The organism is Natrarchaeobaculum aegyptiacum, assembly GCF_002156705.1.
In the GTDB taxonomy this organism is placed as follows: Archaea; Halobacteriota; Halobacteria; order Halobacteriales; family Natrialbaceae; genus Natrarchaeobaculum; species Natrarchaeobaculum aegyptiacum.
On record NZ_CP019893.1, the window covers coordinates 1599312 to 1625743 of the forward strand.

Annotated in this window: 28 protein-coding genes; 15 read left to right on the top strand and 13 right to left on the bottom strand. The window is 66.3% G+C overall.

Annotation, left to right across the window (positions count from 1 at the left end; all coding sequences use genetic code 11):
• Positions 1–5 precede the first annotated feature (5 nt).
• Both B1756_RS07920 and B1756_RS07925 read right to left on the bottom strand, forming a co-directional pair.
• Positions 6–1652: a glycosyltransferase family 2 protein gene (locus B1756_RS07920; RefSeq protein ID WP_086888052.1), complete on the bottom strand. Its 1647-nt coding sequence runs from the start codon at positions 1650–1652 to the stop codon at positions 6–8.
• The gene (locus tag B1756_RS07925) at positions 1649–3043 is read right to left on the bottom strand and encodes a DUF2334 domain-containing protein (RefSeq protein WP_086888053.1); all 1395 of its coding nucleotides are present in this window, start codon (positions 3041–3043) and stop codon (positions 1649–1651) included. The genes B1756_RS07920 and B1756_RS07925 overlap by 4 nt, the downstream gene beginning before the upstream one ends.
• A 180-nt stretch (positions 3044–3223) precedes the next feature.
• On the opposite strand from B1756_RS07925, the gene B1756_RS07930 reads away from it, so the two are divergent.
• The 3 genes from B1756_RS07930 to B1756_RS07940 all read left to right on the top strand — a co-directional run bounded on the left by B1756_RS07930 (position 3224) and on the right by B1756_RS07940 (position 7209).
• The gene (locus B1756_RS07930; RefSeq protein ID WP_086888054.1) at positions 3224–4276 is read left to right on the top strand and encodes a winged helix-turn-helix transcriptional regulator; all 1053 of its coding nucleotides are present in this window, start codon (positions 3224–3226) and stop codon (positions 4274–4276) included.
• Between the two features lie 25 nt (positions 4277–4301).
• A complete protein-coding gene (locus tag B1756_RS07935; RefSeq protein ID WP_161493159.1) occupies positions 4302–5444 on the top strand; it encodes a response regulator in 1143 nt (380 codons plus the stop codon).
• Between the two features lie 172 nt (positions 5445–5616).
• A complete protein-coding gene (locus B1756_RS07940; protein ID WP_086888056.1) occupies positions 5617–7209 on the top strand; it encodes a receiver/sensor box histidine kinase in 1593 nt (530 codons plus the stop codon).
• On the opposite strand, the gene glmS is transcribed toward B1756_RS07940, so the two are convergent.
• On the bottom strand, positions 7196–9070 hold the full coding sequence (gene glmS / locus B1756_RS07945; protein WP_086888057.1) for a glutamine--fructose-6-phosphate transaminase (isomerizing): 1875 nt from the start codon (positions 9068–9070) through the stop codon (positions 7196–7198). The genes B1756_RS07940 and glmS overlap by 14 nt on opposite strands.
• Entirely contained in the window at positions 9070–10245 is a 1176-nt protein-coding gene (locus B1756_RS07950) for a sugar phosphate nucleotidyltransferase (protein ID WP_086888058.1), read from the bottom strand. The genes glmS and B1756_RS07950 overlap by 1 nt, the downstream gene beginning before the upstream one ends.
• Positions 10246–10610: 365 nt before the next feature.
• On the opposite strand from B1756_RS07950, the gene B1756_RS07955 reads away from it, so the two are divergent.
• The 5 genes from B1756_RS07955 (at position 10611) to B1756_RS07970 (ending at position 13361) form a co-directional block, all read left to right on the top strand.
• Positions 10611–11279: a dienelactone hydrolase family protein gene (locus B1756_RS07955; RefSeq protein ID WP_086890095.1), complete on the top strand. Its 669-nt coding sequence runs from the start codon at positions 10611–10613 to the stop codon at positions 11277–11279.
• Between the two features lie 313 nt (positions 11280–11592).
• Positions 11593–12336, top strand: coding sequence for a DNA polymerase sliding clamp (locus B1756_RS07960; RefSeq protein ID WP_086888059.1), 744 nt, complete (start codon positions 11593–11595; stop codon positions 12334–12336).
• Positions 12337–12449: 113 nt separating this feature from the next.
• Positions 12450–12575 (top strand): hypothetical protein, encoded by a 126-nt coding sequence (locus B1756_RS20040; RefSeq protein WP_267128235.1) that lies wholly within the window; start codon positions 12450–12452, stop codon positions 12573–12575.
• A complete protein-coding gene (locus B1756_RS07965) occupies positions 12544–12933 on the top strand; it encodes a helix-turn-helix domain-containing protein (protein WP_161493160.1) in 390 nt (129 codons plus the stop codon). The genes B1756_RS20040 and B1756_RS07965 overlap by 32 nt, the downstream gene beginning before the upstream one ends.
• A 77-nt stretch (positions 12934–13010) precedes the next feature.
• The gene (locus B1756_RS07970) at positions 13011–13361 is read left to right on the top strand and encodes a HalOD1 output domain-containing protein (RefSeq protein ID WP_086888061.1); all 351 of its coding nucleotides are present in this window, start codon (positions 13011–13013) and stop codon (positions 13359–13361) included.
• A gap of 9 nt (positions 13362–13370) precedes the next feature.
• On the opposite strand, the gene B1756_RS07975 is transcribed toward B1756_RS07970, so the two are convergent.
• Positions 13371–14234 (bottom strand): alpha/beta fold hydrolase, encoded by an 864-nt coding sequence (locus B1756_RS07975; protein WP_086888062.1) that lies wholly within the window; start codon positions 14232–14234, stop codon positions 13371–13373.
• 178 nt (positions 14235–14412) lie between these two features.
• Between B1756_RS07975 and priL the strand changes: the two genes are divergently transcribed.
• The gene (priL, locus tag B1756_RS07980; RefSeq protein WP_086888063.1) at positions 14413–15528 is read left to right on the top strand and encodes a DNA primase regulatory subunit PriL; all 1116 of its coding nucleotides are present in this window, start codon (positions 14413–14415) and stop codon (positions 15526–15528) included.
• Positions 15529–15576: 48 nt separating this feature from the next.
• On the opposite strand, the gene B1756_RS07985 is transcribed toward priL, so the two are convergent.
• Entirely contained in the window at positions 15577–16032 is a 456-nt protein-coding gene (locus tag B1756_RS07985; RefSeq protein WP_186336518.1) for a hypothetical protein, read from the bottom strand.
• Positions 16033–16140: 108 nt separating this feature from the next.
• Entirely contained in the window at positions 16141–16500 is a 360-nt protein-coding gene (locus B1756_RS07990; RefSeq protein WP_086888064.1) for a hypothetical protein, read from the bottom strand.
• 150 nt (positions 16501–16650) lie between these two features.
• Between B1756_RS07990 and B1756_RS07995 the strand changes: the two genes are divergently transcribed.
• The 5 genes from B1756_RS07995 to B1756_RS08015 all read left to right on the top strand — a co-directional run bounded on the left by B1756_RS07995 (position 16651) and on the right by B1756_RS08015 (position 21457).
• Complete coding sequence (locus B1756_RS07995) at positions 16651–17247, top strand: IMP cyclohydrolase (RefSeq protein WP_086888065.1); 597 nt, start codon at positions 16651–16653, stop codon at positions 17245–17247.
• Between the two features lie 74 nt (positions 17248–17321).
• Positions 17322–18848 carry a sensor histidine kinase gene (locus B1756_RS08000; RefSeq protein WP_086888066.1) on the top strand — a complete coding sequence of 509 codons (1527 nt, stop codon included), beginning with the start codon at positions 17322–17324 and terminating at the stop codon, positions 18846–18848.
• 46 nt (positions 18849–18894) lie between these two features.
• Positions 18895–19563: a metallophosphoesterase family protein gene (locus B1756_RS08005; protein ID WP_086888067.1), complete on the top strand. Its 669-nt coding sequence runs from the start codon at positions 18895–18897 to the stop codon at positions 19561–19563.
• 303 nt (positions 19564–19866) lie between these two features.
• On the top strand, positions 19867–20385 hold the full coding sequence (gene cysE, locus B1756_RS08010) for a serine O-acetyltransferase (RefSeq protein ID WP_086888068.1): 519 nt from the start codon (positions 19867–19869) through the stop codon (positions 20383–20385).
• 97 nt (positions 20386–20482) lie between these two features.
• Positions 20483–21457, top strand: coding sequence for a M48 family metalloprotease (locus tag B1756_RS08015; protein ID WP_228434541.1), 975 nt, complete (start codon positions 20483–20485; stop codon positions 21455–21457).
• A gap of 13 nt (positions 21458–21470) precedes the next feature.
• Here B1756_RS08015 and B1756_RS08020 read toward each other — a convergent pair whose 3' ends face one another.
• From B1756_RS08020 to larB, 6 genes are all read right to left on the bottom strand, one after another.
• Positions 21471–21842: a hypothetical protein gene (locus B1756_RS08020; RefSeq protein ID WP_086888069.1), complete on the bottom strand. Its 372-nt coding sequence runs from the start codon at positions 21840–21842 to the stop codon at positions 21471–21473.
• Between the two features lie 93 nt (positions 21843–21935).
• The gene (locus B1756_RS08025; protein WP_086888070.1) at positions 21936–23327 is read right to left on the bottom strand and encodes a phosphohexomutase domain-containing protein; all 1392 of its coding nucleotides are present in this window, start codon (positions 23325–23327) and stop codon (positions 21936–21938) included.
• Positions 23328–23391: 64 nt separating this feature from the next.
• Positions 23392–24474, bottom strand: a complete 1083-nt coding sequence (locus tag B1756_RS08030; protein ID WP_086890097.1) for a DUF8054 domain-containing protein — start codon at positions 24472–24474, stop codon at positions 23392–23394.
• 98 nt (positions 24475–24572) lie between these two features.
• On the bottom strand, positions 24573–24824 hold the full coding sequence (locus B1756_RS08035; protein ID WP_086888071.1) for a GIY-YIG nuclease family protein: 252 nt from the start codon (positions 24822–24824) through the stop codon (positions 24573–24575).
• Positions 24825–24920: 96 nt separating this feature from the next.
• Positions 24921–25085 (bottom strand): DUF7563 family protein, encoded by a 165-nt coding sequence (locus B1756_RS19610; RefSeq protein WP_186336519.1) that lies wholly within the window; start codon positions 25083–25085, stop codon positions 24921–24923.
• A 121-nt stretch (positions 25086–25206) separates the two neighbouring features.
• Complete coding sequence (gene larB / locus B1756_RS08040; RefSeq protein ID WP_086890098.1) at positions 25207–25983, bottom strand: nickel pincer cofactor biosynthesis protein LarB; 777 nt, start codon at positions 25981–25983, stop codon at positions 25207–25209.
• Positions 25984–26235: 252 nt separating this feature from the next.
• Here larB and B1756_RS08045 point away from each other — a divergent pair, with 252 nt between their 5' ends.
• Positions 26236–26403 carry a DUF1931 family protein gene (locus B1756_RS08045; RefSeq protein ID WP_086888072.1) on the top strand — a complete coding sequence of 56 codons (168 nt, stop codon included), beginning with the start codon at positions 26236–26238 and terminating at the stop codon, positions 26401–26403.
• The last annotated feature ends 29 nt before the right edge of the window (positions 26404–26432 follow it).

Here is a 26432-nt window from a genome sequence, read left to right on the forward strand (position 1 = left end):
GAGGGTCAGGCGGGTTCCTGTCCGTCGGGTTCGGGGTCTTTCGGAGCAGGGTCCGAGGACGCCGTGGGATGGGGACGGTGGCCTGTCTCACCGGAGGGATACTGTTCGACCCGTTTTGCGCTCGTCCAGTCGAACTCCCGGTCGGAGAGGACGTCGACCATACACCGCAGGTTGAGCGCGTCGTGAAACTGCTTGTAGCCGACGACGAGCAGGGGCGCGTAGACGAGCAGTCGCCAGTCTTCACCCTCGATCTGGATCCCCAGCGCGGCGATCAGGAAGACGATGCTCGTGAAGAAGACGAAGACTGCCAGGACGATCATCGCGTAGCCCGCGAGGATGAGCCAGCCGATGTACGCCAGGATGACCACGCTCGCCATCGGCAGGAAGAACATCTCGACCAGCCGGAACGGGAGCGCGATTCGGCTCAGATAGCCGTACTCGCCGTCGGTGACCACCGAACGATGCTTGAGGATAGTCATGTAGTTGCCCCGGTACCAGCGCAGTCGCTGCCGGTAGAGGTCCCCCCAGGTCGCAGGCGCTTCCGTGTAGACGCGAGCGTCGCTGACCGAGACGCGATAGCCCGCCCGGAGCACCTTCATCGTGACGTCGAAATCCTCGGTGAGCGTGTCCGGGTCGTACGCGAACACCTCGGTCAACACCTCTCTGCGATAGGCTCCCAGACAGCCAGGCACGACCATCACGATCCCGAAGTAATCGAGCGCCCGCCGGTAGATGTTGACCCCAATCGTGTACTCGAGTTGCTGACACCGGGTGACGAGCGAATCGCGGTTCCAGATCGTGACGTTGCTCGCGACGGCACCGATCGTCTCGGAGGCGGCAAACGGCGCGACGATGTACCGAAGCGCGTCGGGTTCGAGAATGCTGTCGGCGTCGACGGTGACGATCACGTCGCCGCCTGCGAACAACAGCCCGTAGTTGAGCGCGGAGTACTTGCCGCCGTTTTCCTTGGTGAGAACTGACACCCGATCGTCGGCCGCGGCGTACGCACTCGCCTCCGCGAGTGTGCCGTCGGTGCTCCCGTCGTCGATCGCGATGACCTCGAGGGCGTCGATAGGATAGTCGGCTGCCAGGATCGACTGGATCGTCCGGCCGACGTATCCTTCCTCGTTGTAGGCGGGGATCAGGACGGTCACGTCGGGGTAGGGCGGGTGCGGTTCGTACTTCGAGCGACCGAGCTGGTCGTGAAAGAGCGCGATGAACGCGATGAACCAGTAGTAGACGAAGATCAGCACGACCGCCCCGAGGTGAACGATCGCGAGCGGCGACGGGGCGAGCCAGCCGAGCCAGACGATGACACCGAGGTAGCCCACCACGACGACCGCGAGCGCGCGGGTTCCGAACCAGGAGCCGTACTGCGGTGCGCGCTCGACGACGTAGTACGACCAGACGAGGTACGCGAGCAGGAGGCAGCCGAGCAATCCGATCGCGTACAGCGTCCCGGGGGCCATCACGTCGATCAACAGCCCGAACGGGACCAGTGCCGACAGAAAGAGCGCGACCGAGCGCCACTTCACCGCGCGGAGGATCCGACCGAACCGCCGGCCACTCTCGAGGAGGCTGGCGGCAGATCGCTCGAGCCGGTCACCGACGGTACCGACGACCGCGTCGACGACCGACCGCGGTGCCGTCATTGGGTCACCTCGGCGATCGGCTCGTGAACGCGCCAGCCGTCGTCGGTCTCCTCGATCGCACCCGTCTCGAGGCCGGCCGAGAGCTGTTCGACCGTCATGAAGGCGACGTCGTCTTCGCCTTTCATGTGCTGGATCAGCGACTCGAGGAGCTCGAGCCGCTCGTCGGTCGTGAAGTACTGGTAGTGTAACATGACGACGTGGACGTCCCCGTCGGCGTGGGAGTCGTCGAACGAGTCGGTCAGCGTCTCGAGGTCGTGGAAGGGGACGTCCTCGTGGGCGTCCTCGGTTTCGGCCTCGTCCTCGTCACCGCTGTCGCCGTCATTGTCGTTGCTGTCGCTACCGTTGTCGCTGTCATCGGTGTCGCCATCTTCGGCGTATTCGTCCTCCGCGTAGGCGCTCCAGTCTTCCATCGACTGGGTCTCGGGAACGTGAATCACACCACTGTCCTCGAAGACGGTGCCGTTCGGCTCGTCGTAGTACTGGTCTGTGAACCACTGGCCACCGGAGACGGTCGTGTAGTTCGCCGCCGCGCTCACCTCGACCGTCGTCTCGTCGTAGGTGTTCATCGGCGGAACGAACGTCGACGAGGGCGATTCGACGCACTCGTCGAGGATAGCCGCCCCCTCGCCCAGTCGCTCGCGTTGCTCGGATTCGGAGAGCCCACCGAACTCGCTTCCGCCGTAGAAATCGGTCTCCGACTCGTGCGTGTAGCCGTGCAGGGCCATCTCGAACTGGTCGGGGTGATCGGTCTCGAGCGAGCGCAGGTACGTACAGAGGTCAGGGTCGTCGGTGAGCGGTGCCTCGCCGCCCGTCTGTGGGATGATCGCGAGGGTGACCGGTACCTCCTCGTCGATGAAGACCCGATCGACTGCTCGCATCGCCTCGGGGTTGTACCAGGGCTGGATGTCGTCGTTCCTGAAGACGACGATCGAGTCGTACTCCTCCCAGCTCGTCTCTACCGTCTCCGGATCGCCCTGACTCTCCTGTAACATCGGCGTGACCGACACTGCCCCAGCGATGCCTGCAGCGAGGACGACGAGCACGAGCAGAGTGCTGAACAGCTGGCGTGAGCGACGGGAGTCCGGAAGGAATCGCGCCGGGACCCAGTTCAGTTGCTCGTCGGGCGACGGGAGCGTCGGGACCGAGACCGCAGGGAGCGGCCCGATCGATCCGGTCGCGAGAACGGGAGCACGCACGCCGCAGTCACGACAGCGGTCGACCGTCTGCACTGCCGAGAGGTCTTCCGCCGCCGTCTCACGGCCGCACTTCGGACAGGCCTCGGAGAACGCGTCGAACGAATCGACGTGCCCACAGCCGTGCTCGACGATCCGGTCGACGTCGAGCGACCGCGACCCACAGTGCAGACAGCGGTCGGGTGCGGTGTCAGTCATTGGAGAAGATAGCCACCGGACGGCCCTATACTGGCAGCGAGCCGTACGTACCCCACCGGGGTTACCTCGAGCATACCGCCCGCTCGAGAGGTACCGGGGCCTGCAGTTTATCCATACAGCGACAGTATGAGAGAACAGTGTACAGGGTCACGAGCACACCGAACGGAAACTGACCAGTCAATGGAACGAGAGCCGGATCCGGCACAGACGACGGCAGGGTCGATCCTGGGAACGAAGTGGAAACCGCGGGTGCTCCTCGCGCTCGCGACCGAGGGGCGACTCGGGTTCGGCGACCTGCAGACCGAACTCGAGGGCATCTCGAACAAGGTGCTTTCGGACGACCTGTCTGCCCTCCGCGAGCACGGCGTCGTCTCGCGGGACGTCGTCCAGGAACAGCCCAGACGCGTCGAGTACGAACTGACGGCGGCCGGTCGGGAACTGGTCGAGATCCTCGAGTCGATGGCCGCGTGGGACGCAGCCTACGTCGAGGGAACCGGCTCGCCGACGGTGCTCCTGGCGGAGGACGACGATCGGTTGCGCACGCTCTACTCGCTGTGGCTCGAGTCCGATTACGACGTCGTGACCGCCGCGGAGGGCCGCGACGCGTTACGCCGCCTCGACGACGCGATCGACGTGGCAGTACTCGACCGGACGCTGCCGACACTCCCGGGCGAGGAAGTCGCGCGAACGATCTCGAGTCTCGCGAGCGGGACGGCCGTCGCGCTCCTGTCGTCCGCGCAGGTCTCGCCGGCGGACGTCACGCTCCCTGCCGATCGGATACTGGAAAAGCCGGTGACGAAGACGGCGCTTTGCGACGCCGTCGACGAACTCCAGCGGCTCGCCGACGCGTCCCCGCTGGCCCGTGAGATCGACGCACGACGCCACAGGCTGGCGTTCGTCGAGCGTCACCTCGGGTCCAGCGTCACCACGACCGAGTCCTACCGACAGGTCAGCGCGGAACTGGATGCACTCGAGGCCAGGCGGGAACAGGCTCGCGACGAGCGCGAGCCCTGGCGACGGTTGCTGGGCCACCAGCGCGATCCGGTGGAGGGCGATTCGACGCCGGGTACGGACGTCGGTGTCGGCGGTGACGGCAGCGGCAGTGCCACCGGGAGTGCCACCCGCGACGGCGAAGATAGTGACGACGATTCAACCGATCCACGCGTTACCAACAGAAACAACCAGAGCACACACGAATCGGCCTCTCGAGGGGGTGAACACCCCGATTATTAAGGATGCTCGAGGTGGTCCGACGGCTATGGGTGGGATGGATTCCGTTTCCGAGTCGGGTTCCGGTAGTTCGCTGCGGCTGTTACTCGTCGAAGACCAGGAGCTCGAGTCGCGGCTCTACCGAACGATGCTCCAGCAGTACGTTGGGGACGGGAAAGGCGGTTCGGGAAGGTCAAGCCGGGACGTAACGGTCGAGACGGCGGGTGACCTGACGAGTGCGCGCTCGAGCCTCGAGGACGCGAGCGATCCGTTCGACCTCGTGATACTCGATCTGAACCTGCCGGACTCCTCCGGGCTCGACACGCTCGAGGCGGTGCTCGAGGCGGCTCCGGAGCGACCGGTCGTCGTGCTGACCGGGACTGACGATACACGCCTCGGGCAGCGCGCGCTCGAGCGGGGAGCGCAGGATTACCTGGTCAAATCGCACGTCACGCCACGGTTGCTGGCCCAGACGGCAACCTACGCGATCGAGCGGCGACAGCGAACCGCGCTACTCGAACGCCAGCGCCGTGAACTCGCGGTGTTGCACTGGCTGGTCTACCACGGGATCAGGGACGACGCCGGCGTCATCCTCGGCTGGGCAGCCGAACTCGAGCCGGCCACGCCCGCAGAAGAACGGATCGTCTCACAGCTCGTCGACGCTGGCGAGCACATCGTCGAACTCACCGACTCCGTCGATCTGGCGGTTACCACGATCGAAGAGTCGAATCCGGCGCTCCGATCGGTCGATCTGGGGACGGTCCTCGAGGAAGAACGCGAACGAGTCGAAGCGCGACGCGACGACGTTCGCGTGACGATCGATCGGCCGGAGGGGCCGATCCCGGTGCGCGCAGACGAGAATCTCAACATCCTCGTTCGAAGCGTGCTGTCGGCGGTGGACGGCGTCGAAGAGACCGGCAACGAGCGCACCCTTCCGGTCTCGGTCTCGGTCCCGGACCCGAACGCAGATCGGGTCGAGGTCGCTGTCGTCGATGACGTCACCGCCGTACCGGTGGGCAGTCTGGACACAGCGACGGACGAAGTCGCCCAGAACGTGGATGCCACCGTCCGCCTGCACGTCGTCAAGCAGTTCGTCGAGCGATACGACGGGAGCGTGGAACTCACCGGACGGGAAGACGGACGGACCGCGATCGTCGTCTCCCTGCCGCTCGCGTCCGCTGGCGAATCGTGAGCGGTCGGTGCGGATGGCCTCGAGAGGCTATCGGCTGGCCCACCGACGCAGTCCGGGAGGTCGTCAACACAGTCAGGTTTCTGATCGTCGGCGACGGGACGCTGGCTCACGACCGTCAGAAACGCCAGCAATCTGCAAAAAAGGTTACCCGGCCCTGTGTCGTACGATCGGTATGCGTACCGAGGCCGACGAGCCCGGTCAAGTCCTCTACGTCGACGACGACGAGACACTGCTCGAGCTGACGGCTGCGACCCTCGAGACGACGTCGCTATCCGTCGAAACGGAGTCCGATCCGACCAGGGCACTCGAGCGCGTCCGCGACGGCTCGTACGACTGTCTGGTTACCGACTACGAGATGCCGGGACTGTCGGGGATCGAGCTGCTCGAATCAGTGCGCGACGTTGGCGAGGACCTGCCGGTGATACTGTTTACCGCCACCGGATCGGAAGCAGTCGCCAGCGAGGCGTTCGCTGCCGGCGCGACGGGATACGTCACGAAAGGGCGTGGCACCGACCAGTTCGAGCTTCTCAGGAACCAGATTCGGAAGGCGGTCGTCCAGCACCGGACGCGACGCGAACTCGAGCGCAAAACCGCGGCGATGGACGAAGCGCCGGTCGGGATCACGATCACCGATCCCGGTCGGGAGGACAACCCGTTGATCTACGTCAACCAGCAGTTCGAACGCCTGACGGGCTATCCGCGCGAGGAGATTCTGGGACGAAACTGTCGGTTCCTGCAGGGTGAACGAACCGAACAGGGACCCGTCGACGAGATGCGGGCGGCGATCGATGCCCGCGAACCGGTGAGCGTCGTGCTCAGGAACTACCGGCGAGACGGAACGATGTTCTGGAACGAGGTAACGATCGCGCCGATCGGAGAGACGGGCGACGGGAGCAGCGACGACGACCACGGGAGTTCGGAAGGTGACGACGCCGGGAGCCACTACTTCGTCGGATTCCAGCGCGACGTCACCCGTCGGAAAATGGCGGAAGATCGCCTCAGACGACAGAACGAACGCCTCGAGGAGTTCTCCGGTACCGTCTCCCACGACCTTCGCGGGCCGTTGACCGTCGCGAGTGGCTACCTCGAGCTGGCTCGAGACGAAATCGACGGCGAGATCCCACACGTCGAAGCGATCCAGACAGCCCACGAGCGAATGGGGTCGCTGATCGACGACCTGTTAGAACGGGCCCGGGCGGGAACGATCGTCGACGACGTCGAACCGGTCTCGCTGGCCGAGGCCCTCGAGACGGCCTGGCACCCACCGCCGACGGTCGAAGCGACGCTGAACGTCGCGGTCGACGAGGACGTGACGGTTCCGGCCGACGAGACTCGACTCGTACAGTTACTCGAGAACCTCTTCGGGAACGCCGTCGAACACGGAGCGACGGTGAGCAGCGTCGAGGAGTCGGGGGGCGAAACCGGAGACGTGACAGCGGCTCACGTCGAGGCCGGAGACGACGACGAGCGCGAGAATGGCGACGAATCCGAGCGCGGGCACGCCGGGAGCCCACGCGTAACCGTCACCGCCGGACTGCTCGAGGACGGGTTCTACGTCGAAGACGACGGCCCGGGGATCGACCCGGAGTCCCGGGAACAGGTGTTCGAATCGGGCTACACGACCGGTTCCGACGGGTTTGGGCTCGGCCTGCAACTCGTGAGAGACGTTGTCGACGCCCACGGGTGGGAGATCGGCATCCTGGAGGCCGCAGGCGGTGGTTCCCGGTTCGAGATCAGCCAGATCGACGGGATCAGAGGACGGTAACGCTCTTGGCCAGGTTTCGCGGCCGATCGATCGGCCGGTCGAGCGCGTTCGCCAGCCAGTAGGCGACCAGTTGCAACTGGACGTTTGCGACGATCGGAACGACCGACGGCCGGGTTTCGGGAATCTCGAGGACGTACTCCGTGTGGGGGGCGACAGACTCCGGGTCGTCGGTGACGGCGACGACCGGTGCGCCGCGAGCGCGAACCTCGTTGACGTTGCCGATCGTCTCGGCAGTCTTCGATCGCCCCGACACGATCGCGAACACCGGCGTATTCGGCGTGACGAGAGCGAGCGGGCCGTGTTTGAGTTCACCGGCGGGGAATCCCTCGGCGTGCTCGTAGGAGATTTCCTTGAGCTTCAACGCACCCTCGAGGGCGACGGGAGCGTTGTCGCCGCGGCCGATGAAGAAGTATGCGTCGGCGTCGGCGAGCGCCTCGGCGACTTCCCGGGTGCCGGTATCGTCGAGGACGGACTGGACGTACTCGGGAAGTCGGCGAAGTTCGCGAAGGTGCGCACGCGAGGTGGTGTCGGCGAGCGCGTTCGCGAGCAGCGACAGCGTGACCTGCTGGGAGGCGAACGACTTGGTCGCCGCGACCGAGATTTCCGGCCCGGCGCGGATGTAGAGGACGCGATCGCACTCGCGAGCGGCGGAACTCGCGACGACGTTGGTCAGTGCGAGCGTCGTCGCCCCCGCTCGACCAGCGCCGCGAAGCGCTCGCATCGTATCTGCGGTCTCTCCACTCTGGGTGATGCCGACGACCAGCGTCCCGTCGTCGATCGGTACCTCCGCCGCGTCGTACTCGCTGGCGACGAACGTCTGGGCGTGGATGCCACGGCGTCGAAGGAGTCGCTCGCCGAAGAGCCCCGCGTGATAGGACGTTCCACAGGCGACGAACTGGACCGACGACGGCGTCTCGAGGCCCTCGAGTTCCGGGAGCGACACCGTCCCCTCGAGTTCGGTGACGCGACCGCGAAGACAGTCCCTGATAGCGCGGGGCTGTTCTGCGATTTCCTTTCGCATGTAGTGGTCGTAGCCGCTCTTTCCGGCGGCGTCGGGATCCCAGTCGACCGTCTCGACCGGTTTCTCGACCTCGGTTCCAGCGGCGTCAGTGACGGTCACCGACGACGGCGAGCACGCGACGAACTCCCCGTCGTCGAGATAGCTCACCCGGTTCGTCCGCTCGAGAAACGCCGGGACGTCGCTCGCGAGATAGGTGCCGCCGTCGCCGAACCCGACGACGAGTGGCGACTCCCGGCGTGCCCCGAAGATCGTCTCACAGCCGGCGAAGACCGCCGCGATCGCGTAGCTGCCCTCGAGACGGTCGATCGCACGCCGGAACGCCGTCTCGCGCTCCGCGCCGTCGCGACGCTCGCGCTCGATGAGGTGGGGGACGACCTCGGTGTCCGTCTCACTGCGGAACTCGACGCCAGCCGCAGTCAGTTCGTCACGGAGGACCCGGTAGTTCTCGATGATGCCGTTGTGGACCACGGCGACCGTGCCGTCGCCGGCGACGTGAGGGTGAGCGTTCGCGTCGGTCGGCGGCCCGTGCGTGCTCCAGCGAGTGTGTCCGATTCCGGCCGGCCCGTCGAACCCGGTGGCGTCGGCTGCGACCTCGAGAGGCTCGAACCCGTCCGCGTCGGGGCTCTCGTCAGCACCCGCGCCGGTGTCGTTCTGACCACGGTCTTCGGCGAGCGTGATCGCGAGGTTCGACAGCTCTCCTTCCCGCTTTTCGACGGAGAGCGGATCGGTCGCCACCGCGACGCCAGCGGAGTCGTACCCCCGGTACTCGAGATTCGACAGCCCCTCGAGCAGGCGCTCGAGGATCGATCCGTCGCCGGTGTAGCCGATGATGCCACACATCAGCCGAGCACCTCCGTCTCGTCCTCGATGGTGCCACGGACCGTCGCCCCTGCAGCGACCGTCACTTCCGCGCCGACGATCGTCCCCGGAACGTAGGTGACACCCCCGCCGTCTGTCACCCGATCTGCGAGCAACGCGCCGATCGACTCCTCCCCGAAGAAGCGATCCCCGACGCGAACGGCTCCGGGACCACCCGGGATCGTGCTGGCGGCACCGATCGAGACGCCCGTCCCGGTCACGCAATCGATTACGGTGGCGTTCTGGCCGACTCGAGCGTTGACGTCGACGAGGCTGCGCTCGACGACGGCCCCAGCGCCGACCGTCGCGTTCTCCCCGAGGCTGGTGTAGGGTCCGACGACCGCGCCGGGGCCGACCTCGCAGTCGCGTCCGATCACGACAGGCGAGCGAACGGTCGCCGACTCGTGAACCGTCGCAGAGGGGGCGACGTCGGCGGCGATCTCGCCGGTCTCGAACAGCGTCGCTGTCACCTCGAGTAAGTCCCACGGGTACGTCGCGTCGAGCCAGAGTCCATCGGAGACGACGCCACGAACCGTCTCGCCGTCGTCGATAAGCGTCGAGATCGCGTCGACCAGCGAGCGCTCTCCCGCGACTGGTTCCGTCCGGTCGATCGCCTCGAGGATCGCCGGCTCGACGGCGTAGACGCCGGCGTTGAGGAGATAGGGCCGATCTTCGGTCGGGTTCTCGACGATTGCCGAGACGGTCCCGTCGGACTCGAGGAGTGCGCCACCGTACTTGCCGATCTTCTGGCGGCTGACGAGCCCGATCGTCACGGCGGCACCGGGTTCGTGGGCCGCGACGACGTCACGGACGATCCGGCCGTCGGCGAGCTGGTCGCCGTTGACGACGACCGTCGTTCCGTCGATTGCTTCGGCGGCGGCGCGAAGCGCGTGGCCAGTCCCGAGACGGCGAGACTGGGTTACGTACTCCAGCTCTACGTCCCGGTAGCTCGGACCGAAGTGGGTGCGGATTCGGCTGCCGCGGTAGCCGACGACGACGGTGATCGCGTCGATTCCGGCGTCGATCAACTGATCGAACACGTGCTCGAGGATCGGCTTCGTTCCTGCCGGAAGCATCGGCTTCGGCCGGTTCCGGGTCAGCGGACGTAACCGGGTCCCCTCCCCTGCCGCGAGAACGACCGCGGTATGGTCGACCATACCGCATCCGGGCATGGGCTGTACTTCGTTCACTGCAGCATACACGCGGGGTCAGAAAGACAGTCTGAACGGCTGTTCTGGCCAAACTGAAGGGAGACCGGACGGCAGGAAGACCTCGAAACCGTTTCAGGAGGAAACGGAGGGTTTCCGACGGGTGGCACAGACCGGCGGTGAGGCCGGAGCGCGACACTCACGACGCGATGGATCGGAACGTTCAGTTCCGGTCGCTCCAGTCGGTTTCACTGCCAACGACGCGTGATTCGGACGCGGATCCGTCCCTGACTCACCTGAACGTCGCGACGACCGCCACCGACGCCGCACTCGCCGCCCCAACAGTCAACACACCCCACGGTGGAGCGACGACTATGGCCGACACGAGTCTCGTGACAGACATCCCACTCGAGGACGCGACGCTCGAGGGGGAACTCGTCGTCCCCGGGAGTGCGTCGGGGCTGGTCGTCTTCGCCCACGGGAGCGGCAGCAGCCGACACAGCCCGCGAAACAACGTCGTCGCCGAGACGGTCCGCGAGCGCGGCCTCGGTACCCTTCTGTTCGACCTGCTCACCGAACCAGAGGATCGCGACCGGGAGAACCGGTTCGACATCCCGCTGCTAACAGCCCGCCTCGTCGCGACGACTGCGTGGGTTCGCGACCACCCCGCGGTCGAGACGGACTCGATCGGCTACTTCGGCTCGAGCACGGGCGCGGCGGCGGCGCTCCGCGCGGCGGCACGCTCCGAGACGTCGATCGATGCGGTGGTCTCCCGCGGCGGCCGGGTCGATCTGGCGAGCGAAGTGGTCGGCGGCGAGGGGGCTCGAGAAGACGGCGGAACCGTCGACGCACCGACGCTGCTCGTCGTCGGCGGCGAGGACGAGTCCGTGCTGGCGGTGAATCGCGAGGTGTACGACGCGCTCTCCTGTGAGCGCGAACTGCAGGTCGTCGAGGGGGCCGGCCACCTCTTCGAAGGCGAGGGGGAACTCGAGGCGGTTGCCGACCACGCCGCAGACTGGTTCGCGACGCACCTCGGCCCGTAACCGTCGGTGCGTTTGCGACCGAGGGACGGATCCGGACGCGCTGGCAACGAGTGCGGATGGCGGCACACACTCAGAGCAATCACCGACGAGGAGATTCGGCTACGCGAAGCGTACTGATCTGGCGAGCGGGATCGAACCGGATCGGCGTCCGGTTGGTCCGAGATCACCGTCCGGGGGGACCGAAATCGGTGTCCGACCGGATCGAGACCGGCGTCGGGGAGTGACCAGTGCGGGCCGAACCGGCGACGGGCGCACCCCCGTCCTCGGGCGTAACGGATGGCTTTTTAACCTGACCGTTCGTATCCACTCGCATATGTTCAAGGCCATCGTGAGCGCGGAAACGCTCACCAGCGCGCTCGACTCGGTGAGCGTGCTGGTCGACGAGTGCAAGATCCACCTCGAGGCTGAGGGCCTCGAAATCCGTGCCGTCGACCCGGCGAACGTTGGAATGGTCGATCTCTCGCTCGACGCGGCCGCGTTCGAATCCTACGAGGCCGATGGCGGGACGATCGGCGTCGACCTCTCGCGACTCGAGGACATCGCTGGCATGGCCGAATCCGGCCAGCTCATCCAGGTCGAACTCGACGAGGAGACCCGCAAACTGCACATCCAGATCGACGGGCTCGAGTACACCCTCGCGCTGATCGACCCCGACAGCATCCGTCAGGAACCCGACATCCCGAACCTCGACCTGCCCGCAGAGGTCGTCCTCGAGGGCAAGGACGTCAACCGCTCGGTGACGGCGGCGGACATGGTGAGCGACCACATCGCACTCGGCGTCGACGACGCCGAGGAGTACTTCTACGTCGACGCGGAGGGTGACACCGACGACGTCCACCTCGAGCTCACCCAGGAGGACCTGATCGACCTGCAGGTCGGTGCTGCCCACTCGCTTTTCAGTCTCGACTACCTCAAGGACATGAACAAGGCGATTCCCGGCGACGCCGAGGTCACGCTCGCACTCGGCGAGGAGTTCCCCGTCAAGATCTACTACGGCTTCGCGGAAGGACAGGGGCAGGTCACGTACATGCTCGCGCCGCGGATCCAGAGCGACTGAGTCTCAGGGTACTCACAGCGAGGGTCGCCGACCGCTGTCTTCGTACTGACACGATATCGCCACGTGAACTGGACCCCCGGAGCTAGCCCGTTCGATCTCGTCAGCGTGTCGCGATGGTTACGTTCGTCGAGTTCACCACAGCCGTCCCGGCGATCCCGTTCGACGCGCTATTCTCGGCCGCTCCACGGGCCACCATCGAACTCGAGCGTGACGCTGCGCTCTGCGATCGGCACCCGTGACGGCTGGACGGTTCATATCCGAGCCGACGACCACGACCACCTGCGATCGTTCCAGCGGCGGTGTCGCGATCGACAGGTAGGAATCTCCATCTCACGGTTACACTCACTCGAGGACGTCTCGGCGGACGACCGGCTCACGACGCCACAGCTCGAGGCGCTCGAACTCGCGTTCAGGCGGGGGTACGTCGACGATCCGCGGCGGGTGACCCTCGACGACCTCGCGACCGACCTCGAGATCACGCGCCAGTCACTCGCAGGTCGACTTCGACGGGGACATCGCAACCTGCTGGCCCGCGTCTTCGGGTCGGACGGGCCGCCGCTCGAGCGGGTGCCGTCACACTCGTTCGCCGAAGACTGATCCCGCGAGAGTCCACTGGGAAAAACTCGCTACATAGTAAGGATCAAAGGCAACCGGACAGCCGTTCTAGAACGGGTATGCCCTCCGCAGACGACCCAACAGACAGGGCCGTAAAGCGAGCCACGGCGACAGACGGGTTCGTCGTCACGTTCGACCCACTCCGTGAGCGGCCGAGTACCGCCGTCGTAAGCGGCGTCGCCTCGCTACTCGAGACCGATCCGCTCGAACTCGAGCCCATCTACGAGGGGGTCGAGCCGACCGCACTCGATTCGTTCGTCGAGCACGCCCAGCGAACCGGCGTCGACGGCGTCCACGAGCTGTGGTTCACCTACGAGGGATTCGACGTCGGCGTCCAGACCGACGGTCGAATCGTGATCCGGGAGGCGACGGACGATCCGGCGAGCGTGGACTGGTCCGACGACGAGTAGCGCCGGATCTCAGTCGTGATCCGCCAGAAACCCGGAGAGGACCTCGTTGACGCGATCCGACGCCTCGATAAAGACGCAGTGTGAGCCCCCCTCGAGCAGTTCGAGTCGGGCGTCCGGAAGCTGGTCGGCGAGCAGTTCCGCGTTCCCGACGGGCACGACGCGGTCGTTCGTCCCGTGGCAGACGAGCGTCGGCACGCGAATCTCGCCGAGTCGGTCGCTGACGTCGAATCCGAGGACCGCCGCGGCCTGTGCCTCTCGAGCGGGCTCGTCGGCGTCTTGCTCGAGTCGCCACTCGAGAATGCGGTCGATCAGGTGTGGATTCCGGTTGGTGAACTGTTCGTTGAACGCCGGCCGCATCCGCTGGCGGAACGTCTCGCGTTCGCTCGCGCCCTTTTTTACGTCGAACATCGCTTCTCGGGTCTCCTCGGGCACCGGAATCGCCTCCGGGCCGCCGGGGGTCGTACACAGCAGCGTGAGCGTCTCGACGCGGTTGTACTCGAGGGCGTACTGCAGGGCGATCATCCCGCCCATGCTCGCGCCGACGAGGTGGACGCGACGCGTCCCGACGTCGTCGAGGACGGCCTCGAGGTCGGCGGCCAGTCCGGCGATGGAGTAGCCGCCGAGTTTGCGCATAAGTGGGGTTCGCAGCTTCCGGGGAAGCCGTGGCAAGAGCGGGGGCAAGCCGGCGTCCGAACGGCCCGTCCCGCGGTTGTCGGGTGCGATCACGGGGCGCTCGCCGGCGACCGCTTCGCGTTGCCAGCGCCACATCCACCGACCGAAGCCAAGTCCCTGCACGAAGACGACCGGCGTCCCCACCGCGTCGGCCTCGTGTTCGTAGTAGATCGACACGCCGTCCCGGGTCGCACGTGGCATAGACGAACCGACGTGTCGGGTGCCCTTGAAATCGACCCTCTCGGCGAACCGGCCGCCTGCGGCGACTTCCCCCGTTCTGGAGGTCGTTTCGAACGTCTGTAATACGGTTTTACTCTCGCCGGCCCGACCACCGATCCAACCAGATAGCTTATCCCACCGGAGTAATATCGTTGTACCGATGCAGCGACTCCACGCCCGGTATCCGTTCCTCGAGGCGGCCCGTGAGTCGGTGGCAGCGGAGGCCGTCGACCTCGCGAGCGTCGTCCAGTCTGACCGGGCGGTGGTCGAACGAGCGAGCCAACGTGTGATTACCGCCCTCGAGGAGGGCGAGACCGGGCCAATCCACCGCGACCCGCGCACGGAGTTACTCTCCTACCCGGTCGCCCGCGTCCTCGTCTCGCTGGTCGACGAACGCGTCCTCGTCCGGAAGTACGCCCGTGCGGAAGCAGCGACGGCGTTCGACCGATTTGCCACCGACCTCGAGGACACGACGGAACTGAAGAGCGTGGAGACGACCGGCCTCGAACTGGCGGACCTGCTCGCTGAGTTCGACCTGACAGACGCCGTTCGAGAACGAGCCGTCGTCGACGGTGACAGCGAGCGAACGGAGTACCTGATCGACGTCGGCACCTACCTTCCGCTCGCAGCAGACCTCTGGGGAGACGAGTGGCGACTGGTCAATCGGTCGGTACGAGACGGCGAGGTCGTCGTCGACGAGGACGACCTCCACGCGCTCGTCCGCGAGGCGATCCGCGAACGGATCGAGGACGGGCTTCCCTTCGACGTCCCGGAGACCATCGCGAGCGAACTCGAGGCCGAAGCCGGGGCCGTCCGCGAGGTGCTCGCCGACCTCGACCTGACCCGCGACATCGACACCGTCGTCCCGGACCTCTTCCCACCGTGTATGAAGGCACTGCTCGACGACGTCCAGAAGGGTGAACACCTCCCCCATCACTCCCGCTTTGCGATCACGGCCTTCCTCGCGAGCATCGGAATGAGCACCGACGAGATCGTCGACCTCTACCGGGTCAACTCCACCTTCGGCGAGGAGATGACCCGCTACCAGACCGACCACATCCGCGGAGAGACCTCGCCCACCGAATACTCACCACCTTCGTGTGCGACGATGCAATCGTACGGCGACTGCGTCAACAAGGACGACCTCTGTGAGCGAATCCCGCATCCGATGGCCTACTACGAGCAGCGGATCGACGACACCGAAGACGACGACCTAGAGGACTGGCGCGAAGGACGAGACGGAAGCGACGAAGACGAATCGGCGAGTGCAGACTGATCGGTGGACGCCGTTCGGACCGTGAAACGCGACCCTCGAGCGGGCTTCTCAGGGCTCGCGAGAGGGATCGTCAGAGAGTTCGTCGGCCTGTTCCTGGATGTCCCTGAGCGCCCGTTCCTGTTCACTACGGGTCAGTCCCCCGGATTCGACGTGGCGACCCTCGTACTGCCACGACGGGATCGCGTTCCAGACGCTACCGTCGCCCCCGTCGGCGTCGTCCGTCGAGGGGCGGTCGAGCGCTGCCCTGCGGGAGTCAGCCCCCGAGCGCCGCCGTGCGAGCACGAGTGCGAGCGCGAGGAAGAGACCGAACCCGGCGACGACGATCCACGGCTCGACGACGGACGCAGACCGAAGGAATACCGACGAGGCGAGCACCGCGAACACGACGGCGACGGCGAGCCAACGGAACGGGGAGCTCCGGCCGTCGCCGTCCGGGTCGGTGTTCGGTCCGGGATCCGAACCAGCCCCCGGGTCGTCGCCCATACCGGCAACGTCACTGGACATACAGCTATTCGGACGGCTACGTCGAAAAGGGTACCGCCGTCGGTCGGTCACCGGGCGTTCGGCGGTCGAAACCCACCGACAGCAACTCGAAATCGAGCAGTGGAGTGGCTACTCGATCGTCACGTCGGCCGTTCCGCCGATGATCATCACGGTGTGGGTGCCGCCGTCGTCGACGGTGAGCTCGAACGTTTCGCTGTCGTGGACCGTTCGGGTTTCGATCGGACCAGCTCCCTGACGGTCGATCCGAATCCCGACTCCTTCTCGCTCGAGGCCGTCCATCTCGTCCTCGAGATCCAGATCGTCAACCTCGACGACGTCGACGGTGACTGTCAGTTCGGCACCGTCGTCGGCTTCGAACTCGACCAATTCTTCGTCGCTGATCGTCTCCTCGACACCGCCACCGAGGAGGCCGCTACACCCTGCCAGCGGGACGACGGCAGCAAGTGAAATGAAGGCACGTCGGCGCATAGCTGGCGACTTTCGAGACGAGCGGGGAATAGTTTCTGGCCGACGAGGCCCGATGAAAGCACTTCCCGACGCGAGGCGGCGAGGAACGCTTGGCCCACCGGACTGGACGGAACCGACACGCCTTTTCCACTCACCCGCTCACCTGCGACTATGTACGTCGGACGATTCGTCGTCGTCGGCCCCGAGGTCGGCGCCTACCGCGTCTCCTCGAGATCGTTTCCCAACCGTGAGATCACCGCCCGCGAAGATGCCCTGACCGTCGGCCCGACCGACGACGCGCCCGAAACGGACAACCCGTACGTCGCCTACAACTGCCTGCGCGTCGTCGACACCCCAACTGGCCAGACGGTCGCGTTCGGCAACGGCTCACAGGTCGATCCGATCGCCGAGAAACTCGAGCTCGGGTACCCCGCTCGAGACGCGCTCGCGGAGTGTCTGCTCGCACTCGATTACGAGAAAGACGACTACGACACGCCGCGGATCGCGGCCACGATCGACGACGACGGCGAGGCCCTGATCGGGACGGTCCGGAAAGACGCCCTGCTCGTCGAGACGGTCGAGGAACCGACACTCGTCGCGACCTACGAGAAAGATACCCCCGAGGTGTTCGACTTCGAGGCCGCCGACGCCGCCGACGCTGCGACTACGGCCTACGACCTCGAGTTCGAACACGCCGTCTGTGCGGCCGGCGTCGTCCGGACTGACGATGGGTTCGAGACGGCCATCGAGAACGGCGACAGTGACTGAGGCCGTCTCCGCCTGAGACACTACCAACGTATCGTGGCAGTGGGTTCTTGCCAGCAGCTACCCTCGACGAGATAATGAGTAACGAGTCGGCTTCCAGCGCCCACCGACTGTCGGGGGTTCCCGATGGGGGAATCAGCGACGCGCTGACCATCGAGAGCGGACTGGAAGCCCTTCGCTCGAGCCCGGAGTTCGACGGGACGATCGAACCGCTGGAAGGTCTAGAGACGCTCGAGAGCTGCGAGCACATCGCACTGTTCTACCGGGATCGTGCGGAACGGTTCGCAACGGTGACGCCGTTCGTCCGACAGGGGATCGAACGGGGCGAACGAGTCATGTACGTCGTCGACGACATGACCGACGAGGAGGTTCTCGCCGAACTGCGCGAGCCGGACGATCCACCGGGAGACGAGTTCGGCACCGACGTCGACCTCGAGGGCGCACTCGAGTCCGGCCAGTTGACCTTCCACACGCTCGAGGAGACCTACCTCAGGACCGGCCGATTCGACGCCGACGACATGCTCGAGGTTTACGCACAAGCGATCGAGGAAGCCAGGGAGGAGTATCCGGGCCTCCGGGTCACCGCGAACACGAACTTCGTGCTCGACGAGGAGGCCACGCTCGAGGAGTTCCTGGCCTACGAGAGCCGGGTCAACGAGCTCTTCAAAGGCGAAGACTGCATCGCCCTCTGTCACTACGACTGCGACCGCATCCCCCCGGAGATCCTCGTCGACGTCATCAGAACCCACCCGCACCTGGTGTACGACGACACGGTCTGTCACAACTTCTACTACACGCCACCGGAGGAGTTCTTCGAACCCGGCGAGTCGACCCGCGACGTCGAGCGTATGCTCTACACGCTGGTCGACCGCGCGCAGGCCCGGGCCGAACTCGAGGAGACGATCGACGAACTCGAAGCCTCGAACGAACGGCTCAGACGTTTCGCTTACGTCGCCTCCCACGACCTGCAAGAGCCCCTGCGGATGATCTCGACGTACCTGCAGTTGCTCGAGTCCCGTCACGCCGCCGACCTCGACGACGAGGCCCAGGAGTTCGTCGACTTCGCCGTCGACGGCGCAGAGCGGATGCGTGCGATGGTCGACGGCCTGCACTCGTACTCCCGGATCGATATGGCCGACGACGAGTTCGAGGCCGTCGAGACCGACGACGTCGTCACGGGCGTGCTGAACGGTTTTCGGGACCGAATCGACGGCACGGACGCCGCCATCGCCGTCGAGGACCTGCCAGCGGTCCGTGCCAACCCAGCCCAGCTCGAGCAACTGTTCGCCAACCTCGTTTCGAACGCACTGACTTACAGCGGCGACGCGCCCCCGACCGTGGAGATCACCGGCCAGCGTCGAGGAGACCGGTGCGTGTTCGCCGTCGCCGACGACGGGATCGGGATCGATCCCGATCACACCGACCAGATCTTCGAGATCTTCGGACGGCTCCACGCCACCGACGAGATCGACGGTACCGGCGTCGGCCTCTCGCTGTGCCGAAAGATCGTCACCCACCACGGCGGCGACATCTGGGTCGATTCCGAACCGGGTGAGGGATCGACGTTCTGGTTTACGCTCCCGGCTGCACCACTCGAGTGCTGAGCACCCCACGGCCACGCACTTGGGGCTCGAGCCCGTATCCTCGACCATGCGAGTCGGGCTCATCTCCGACGTTCACAGCAACCGGGTCGCCCTCGAGGCCGTCCTCTCGGACATGCCACCGGTCGACGAACTGGTCTGTGCGGGCGACGTGGTGGGCTACAACCCGTGGCCCGCCGCCTGCGTCGACGAACTCCGCGAACGCGCGGTCCCGACCGTCCTCGGCAATCACGACGCCGCTGTACTCGAGGAGTCGGCGCGCGGGTTCAACCCGATGGGAAAAGCCGGCATCGAACACGCCCGGAAACGCCTCGACGACGACCAGCGCGCGTGGCTCGAGTCGCTCCCCACCGAACGACGGGCGTGCGACGAGCGAGTGAAGATCGTCCACGGCCACCCCGACGACCCACAGCGATACCGCCGGTACACCTACCCCGAGGAGTTCTCGCCACGACTGCTCGGCGACGAGGACGTCCTCGTGCTCGGCCACACCCACGTTCAGGGCGTCCGCCAGTTTTCGGAGGGGATCGTCGTCAACCCCGGAAGCGTGGGCCAGCCCCGCGACGGCGACCCCCGGGCCGCCTACGCCGTCGTCGACCTCGAGCGCCTGTCGGTCGATACCCACCGCGTCTCCTACGACGTCCAAGCGGTTCAGGAGGCGGTCAGGGAGGCCGGATTGCCCGAGCGAATCGCGACTCGACTGGCTCGTGGGGAGTGACTCGACTGCTAGACCTGTGTACCAGTGCCATCGGAGAACGGGGCCTCTCCCGACGTATTCACTGGGAGAACGGATCAGAAGCGGATTCGATGGTGGATCAGGATCGCTGCCGGAAGCGAACCCTTTTGGGGCCGGTCTCGATACGTTCGACCATGGACGACACCGACCACGTCGTGCGTATCGAGCGGAAGCGAGCGCCTCGCGTCGCGGGTCGGTGTCGCTGTCACCGTCACAGCCACCACTCGAGTGGCCGACCGGAAACCACCCCGACTACCACACCCACACCACCTGCAACCTCGAGCCATGTTGGGACGACTGCGTGAGGACACGCGGGCGATGTGCGACCGCGACCCCGCCGCGAAGCGGTGTCTCGAGGTCGCGCTCACCTATCCGGGCGTCCACGCGGTCTGGGGATATCGGATCGCCAACCGACTGTGGAGCGCGGAACTGAGACTGCCCGCTCGGCTCTTCTCACACCTCGTGCGCCTGCTGACGGGCGTCGAGATCCATCCGGCAGCGACGATCGGTCGCCGGGTGACGATCGACCACGGGATGGGCGTCGTGATCGGTGAGACCGCCGAAGTCGGCGACGACGTCCACATGTACCACGGGGTCACCCTCGGTGGCGACGTCAACGAACCCGTCAAGCGACACCCGACGCTCGAGGACGGCGTCCGGGTCGGCGCGAACGCGACATTGCTCGGCGACATCACGGTTGGCGAGGGAGCGACCGTCGGTGCCGGGTCGGTTCTCACCCGGGACGTCCCGGCAGGTGCGACCGTCGCTGGCGTCCCGGCGAAACGAGTGGACGGGAGCGACTGACCACCATCTCCGAGTTGCCTCGCTGAGAGAGCTCAGCGACGATCATCGTCACTCGAGTCGATCAAGGTTTTTGACCCGTCCCCCGCAACCGGATCGCATGCCAGTCCGCCCGACGCGACTGTACCTCCAGATGGTCGCCGCCCTCCTCGGCCTCCTCGTGGTCACGGTCGGCTTCGTCGTCGGCGTCTGGGCCGTCTTCGCCCTCCTGTTTGCCTCCTTCGAGGTCGACGCCCCCGGAATCGTCGCGCTCGTCCCCGCAGTAGTGACGCTGATCGCCATCGCTGGCCTCGAGTACGTCCAGCGGGGAACGGTCGAACGGCTCGCAGATGCCCACCCCGTCGACCACGAGGCTGCCCCAGAGCTTTACGAGACCACGACGCGCATCGCTGCCCAGCTCGACGTCCCTGTCCCCACCATCGCCGTCTCCGACCGGGACGCTCCCGAGGCACTGGTCGTCGGCTACCGGCCCAGCGACGTCCATCTCGTGCTCTCACTCGGGACGATCGAGGCCCTCGAGCCGGCGGAACTCGAGGCCGTGATCGCCCACGAACTCGCCCACGTCAGGAACCGGGACGCGATGGTGATGACCGCCGTCTCGGTGCCCGTCGTGCTCGCCGACGGCCTGCGCTCTCGACTCACCGCAATCGAAAATCCCGGGTGGGGCGTGATCGTCGTCGTCCCGCTGGGGCTCGTCTCGAGCGTCGTCTGGGTCCTCGGCCGGACGATCACCGCCCGACTGGCACGCGTCCGGGAACGAGCCGCAGACCGTACCGCAGCCGAGGTGACCGGCTCACCGGCCGCCCTCGCCGGCGCGCTCGAGCGTCTCGACCGCGAAATAGCCGAGACTCCGGAACGGGACCTGCGGGAGGTCTCCGGGGTCTCCTCGCTGTCGATCCTCCCGCTCACGCCCGACGAGCCCGAGAAGGTCATGCTCGGGCCCGAAGGCGACGTCGAACCCGCCTACTGGCGGGCCCGAACGCTGCTACACCGACTCGAACGCTGGCTCTTCGAGTCGCACCCGCCCACTGAGCAGCGACTCGAGGCGCTCGCGGCGATGCAACGCGAGAGATGAATTTCGACTCCCGTTACGTCTGTTCTCCGTCGACCGTTCCGTCTGTCCCGGGAGGAGTGCCCTCCGCGGCGACTCCCTCGTCGGTCTCGGCGTCGCTCGCGGATTCACCGGGAGCCTCGTCGGTGGTCGCCGGCTCGGGATCGGACGTGTAGCCGAGTTCGAACCAGAGTTTCGCGGTGCAGTCGAACGTCTCCTCGTCGAGTTCCGTCTCCTCTTCTCGCTGGTCCATGTAGCCGTTGCAGCGGCCGTGTTTGACGACGTTCATCAGTGACGCAGCCGAGCCACACTCCGGACAGTCGATGTAGTAGTTCCCCGCGTCGTTCTGGTGCCACGCGTCGGGCGAAAGTTCCGTGTACGCGGCGTCTTCGCGGGATCGTCTGCTCATGTCCCTCACGTCGGGTGCGAGTCCGGTAACGCCCGACCCGGACAGTGCAAGCGCTCCGTGTCCGGTCGGTCGATGGGGCCTGACGGAACGAGCCTAGACGAGCGGCTCGAGCAACGCCTCACCGGCCGCGAGCAATTCCCCTACCCGCTCGGCGTCGGTCGCCTCCGCGTACACCCGGAGGACGGGTTCGGTCCCACTCGGGCGAACCAGCACCCACGAGCCGTCCTCGAGGGCGAGTTTGAAGCCGTCGGCCGTGTTCACGCCCTCGACGGTCGTTCCGGCGACCGAATCGGGGATTTCGGCCTCGAGGTCGTCGATAACGCGGGCTTTCTCGTGATCCGGACAGGGGACACTGGTCTTGTTCTGGACGACCGTCCCGTGGGCCTCGAGCAGGCGGTCGACGCGGTCGTCGAGCGGCTCGGCGGCGTCCATGGCCGCAGCCAGCAGGGCGACGAGGACGCCGTCTTTCTCGCGGACGTGGCCGCGGACGGTGAACCCGCCAGACTCCTCACCGCCGACGAGGGCGTCGTGGTCGGCCATCGCGCCAGCGACCCACTTGAACCCGACCGGAACCTCGTGGACGTCCTCGCCGTGGGCCCCCGCGACCCGGTCGATCAGGAACGTGGTGGAGACGGTCCGGACCGCCCCACCGGTATCGTCCTCGAGCAGGTAGTCGTACAGCGCCGCGAAGAAGAGGTTCTCGTCGAGATAGCCCCGTTCGGGGGTGACGATCGCGATCCGGTCGGCGTCGCCGTCGTTCGCGATTCCCAGGGTCGCTTCGCCGTCGCCAGTCACGCGATCGACCAGGTCCTCGAGATTCCCGGGCGCGGGCTCCGGCGCGCCGCCACCGAACGTCGGGTCGCGATCACAGCGAAGGCACTCGACGTCGGCACCCGCTCGCTCGAGCAGGGCGTCGGTGGTCCCGCGTCCGCTGCCGTGCATCGCGTCGTAGGCGATCGTCCGCCCGTCGAGGTCGACGCCACCGGTGATCGCTGCGACCAGCTCGAGGGCGGCGTCGGCGTGTGGCGTGGTCAGGTCGACCTCGCGGACGCTCCCGTGGTCGTCGGCCGGGAGTGGGTCGGGTTCGGCGAGTCGATCCGCGATGGCGTCGGTCACGTCGGGAAGCGCCGGCGCGCCGTCTGCGGGGATGAACTTCACGCCGTTGTACTCCGGCGGATTGTGCGAGGCCGTGACAGCCAGTCCGCCGCCGAGATCACGTTCGACGATGGCGTGGGCAACCAGCGGCGTCGGCCGGTCACGTTCCGGGATCAGGACGTCGAATCCGTTCGCACACAGCACCCGTGTGAGTTCCTCGGCGAATCCGCGAGAGGTCTCGCGAGCGTCGTAGCCGACGACGAGCGTTCCCTCGAGACCCTCGTCTCGCAGGTAGGTCGCGACCGCCTGCCCGACCATCCGGACCCGCGGCGTCGTGAACTCCTCGAGGGTGGCCCGCCAGCCGTCCGTGCCGAACCTGATCGTCTCCATAGCCGTGGGTCGACGGCCGGTGGGAAAAAAGCGCCGCCGGCGCGTTCTCCTCGAGTGGGCCGAATCAGGCCTCGGCGCGATCGAGTCGCTCCTCGAACAGCCGCTCGCCGGTCTCCTCGCAGGTCACCGCCATCACGTCGTGGGACGTACAGCACGATTCGACGACCTCCTCGCCCAGTTCCACGTCGCCGCCGGTGGGGCAGCGCTCGAGGAACATCCGCAGGGCGTTGAGTACCCGTCCTCTCGTCTCGGGACCGAGTGCATGCCAGTCGTCGACCCAGTCCTCGAGGGCGCGGCTGGCAGCGACGTCCGCGACGACGGCCGCGTGAGAGGGCCAGCGGCCGGCGATTCCACGGTTCCCGACCAGAAACCGGGCTTCGTCGCGGGCCTCGAGGTCGAACGCCTCGGGATCGACGTCGAAGCCGACGGCCTCGATCACGGCGGCTGCGTCGACGGCGTCGGCCGTTCGATCCGCTGCAGGGGCATCGTCCGCCCCGGTTTCGTCCGGTTCGGCGCCGGCAGCGTCGCCGGTCTCGAGGATCGTCCCGATCTCGGCGAACCAGCGATCTTCGAACCCGTCGGTGAGACAGAGGTCGTCGATCTCGGTACAGGGCTCGAGCACGTCGCGTTCGAGGAAGTACCGCTCGAGGTCGAAGACTCCGGGTTCGGAACGGCCATAGCCGTCGGTGGCAGCCACGTCTGGCCCCGGTCGTTCCTCGGGAGTGGGTGGTTCCGTCCGCACGTCTACGTCGGGACCGGGTGGCTCGACCATCGGATCGAAGTAGGCGCCGTCGTCGGCCGCGTCGGCCGAGTCGATCGTATCGGAAGTAGCGTGCGTGTCAGTGGCCGCAGCGTCGGCGTCGACACCATGGAAGCCACTGGCGGTCTCGAGGTCGGGCTCCTTGCCGAACAGGCGGAGTACGCCGGCCGGCAGGTAGCGTCTGGTCAGCGTCGGCGTCCCGGGAACGAGATACCCCCGAAGGGAGATGATCGCAGCCGAGACGACGAACACGAGGACGCCAGCGATCCGGTGTTTGCGAGCGACGAGCCAGCCGAGGGCCGCGGCGATCGTCAGGTTGACGACCGTACACGGCAGACAGCGGTTCTCGCCAGTATACTCCGGCTGTTTGAGATCGTCGAGATCCATATCACCCGGACGAACGACGAGTAGTCCCATCTATTTTTCGGAGATTTCGATACGATACTATCGTCGACGCCGTCGTCGACGGGGCCGTCGCGGGGGAGTCACTCGAGGCCGACGAGTCGTTCTTTCTCACGCCGTCGCAACTGCTTGATCTCGTACTCGCGTGACATCGCCGCCGAACGGGTCTCGTAGCGCTCGTGATAGCGGAGTTCGACCGGCGTCCGGCCCCGGGTGTACTTCGCGCCCTCGCCAGCGTCGTGTTCGGCGACGCGGCGCTCGAGGTCGGTCGTGTAGCCGGTGTAGAAACTGCCGTCGGCGCACTCGAGGACGTAAACGACGTGGTCGCCAGCCATCGCTCGAGAGGAGGAAGTCGACCACGAAAAGGGTCACGTCGTGGGAGAGTGGGGGTCGGTGGGGTGTCGTGGAGCCCTGGGTGGTCTGGTCGGTCGTCAGTCCGAACGAACCCGGGTGCCGCGGCCGCGTTCTCGCGACACTTCCGCGATTCCCGCGTTCGCCGAGCAACTGACACACGCGTGGATCTCGCCGTCTGCGTCGGCGAAGACGCGCGCAAAGCGTTCGGAAACGTGTGCGCCACAGTGGTTGCAGGTGGGCATTGGTCTCACCGGCGATCGCCGGTATCCGGTACTACCCAGCAGTAGCATAAAAATGCTTTGCCAAACGCAGTAAGGAGTTTTTCAAACAGAGTGTATCGTTTTCGAATAGCCAACTATATTTTTACTGTGGAGAGTTTTCCCCCCGCGCCGCGTCGACGGCCTGGGCGACGAGCGTTGCCTGTCCCCCGGCGACGAATCCTGCGTCGACGTTGACGACCGAGAGGACGGTACAGGACTGGAGCATCCCCGCCAGTGCAGCCTCTCCGTCGCCACCGAAACCGTAACCACTCGAGACCGGCAGCCCGATCACCGGCGTGTCGACGAGCCCGGCAATCACGGTCGGGAGCGCACCCTCACGGCCGGCAGCGACGATCAGTACGTCCGCCTCGCGAAAACGATCGACCTGATCGAGCGTCCGGGAGAGCGCCGCGACGCCGACGTCGTCGACGCGGTCGACCGTCGCGCCCGCGTCCGAGCAGACGACGTGGGCCTCGTCCGCGATGGGCACGTCGACCGAACCAGCCGTGACGATTCCCACCGTCGCCTCGAGCGACGGCGGATCGTACGAGCCGGTCATCAGCCGAACGGTCCGGCTGCGACGCTCGAGAGTGACCGACGAGTCGGCGGGATCGACGAGCCGCGACCCGATGGCGGCGAGCTGATCGTCGGTCACCCGTGTTACGAGCGCACGATCGGTCGTCTCGAGTGCGGTCGCGGCCAGCGAGCAGACCTGCTCGACTGACTTGCCATCGGCGAGGATGGCCTCGGGGATGCCCCGGCGCTGCTCGCGAGCCGCGTCGAATCGCCCCGCCTCGTCGGTTGCGTACCCTCGCAGTCTTGCTTCCGCCTGTGCCGGGGTGAGCGAGCCGTCGGCGACGGCCTCGAGGAGTTCTCGCATATCCGAGGTCGGTCCCGAAGCTACTCGAATCCGTCGACCCGTCCGGTCGTCGACGACCGCGAGCGGCCGCGAGAGCGCGCGCGAGCCGGTTCGCCCCGGCTCGAGCGGATAGGGCGAACCCAAGCCCAGTCATTGGACATATACTTTCCGGTCACGATGGCGGTCGAAACGGTCGAATGAACCCCTGCAACCCCCGTATTTCCATCGATAACCACAACATTTATACCACGGAAGGGGAAACGGATACATCGTATGGCAGACCTTATCGTCAAAGCCGCCGTCAAGGAAGCGCTCGATGACAAGAACGTCGCCTCGGACTTCTACGATGCCCTCGACGAGGAAGTCGACCAGCTGCTCGAAGACGCTGCCCGCCGAGCTGAGGCTAACGACCGGAAGACGGTCCAGCCCCGCGACCTGTAAGGCCAGTCACTCGAGTATCGATTTTTTGC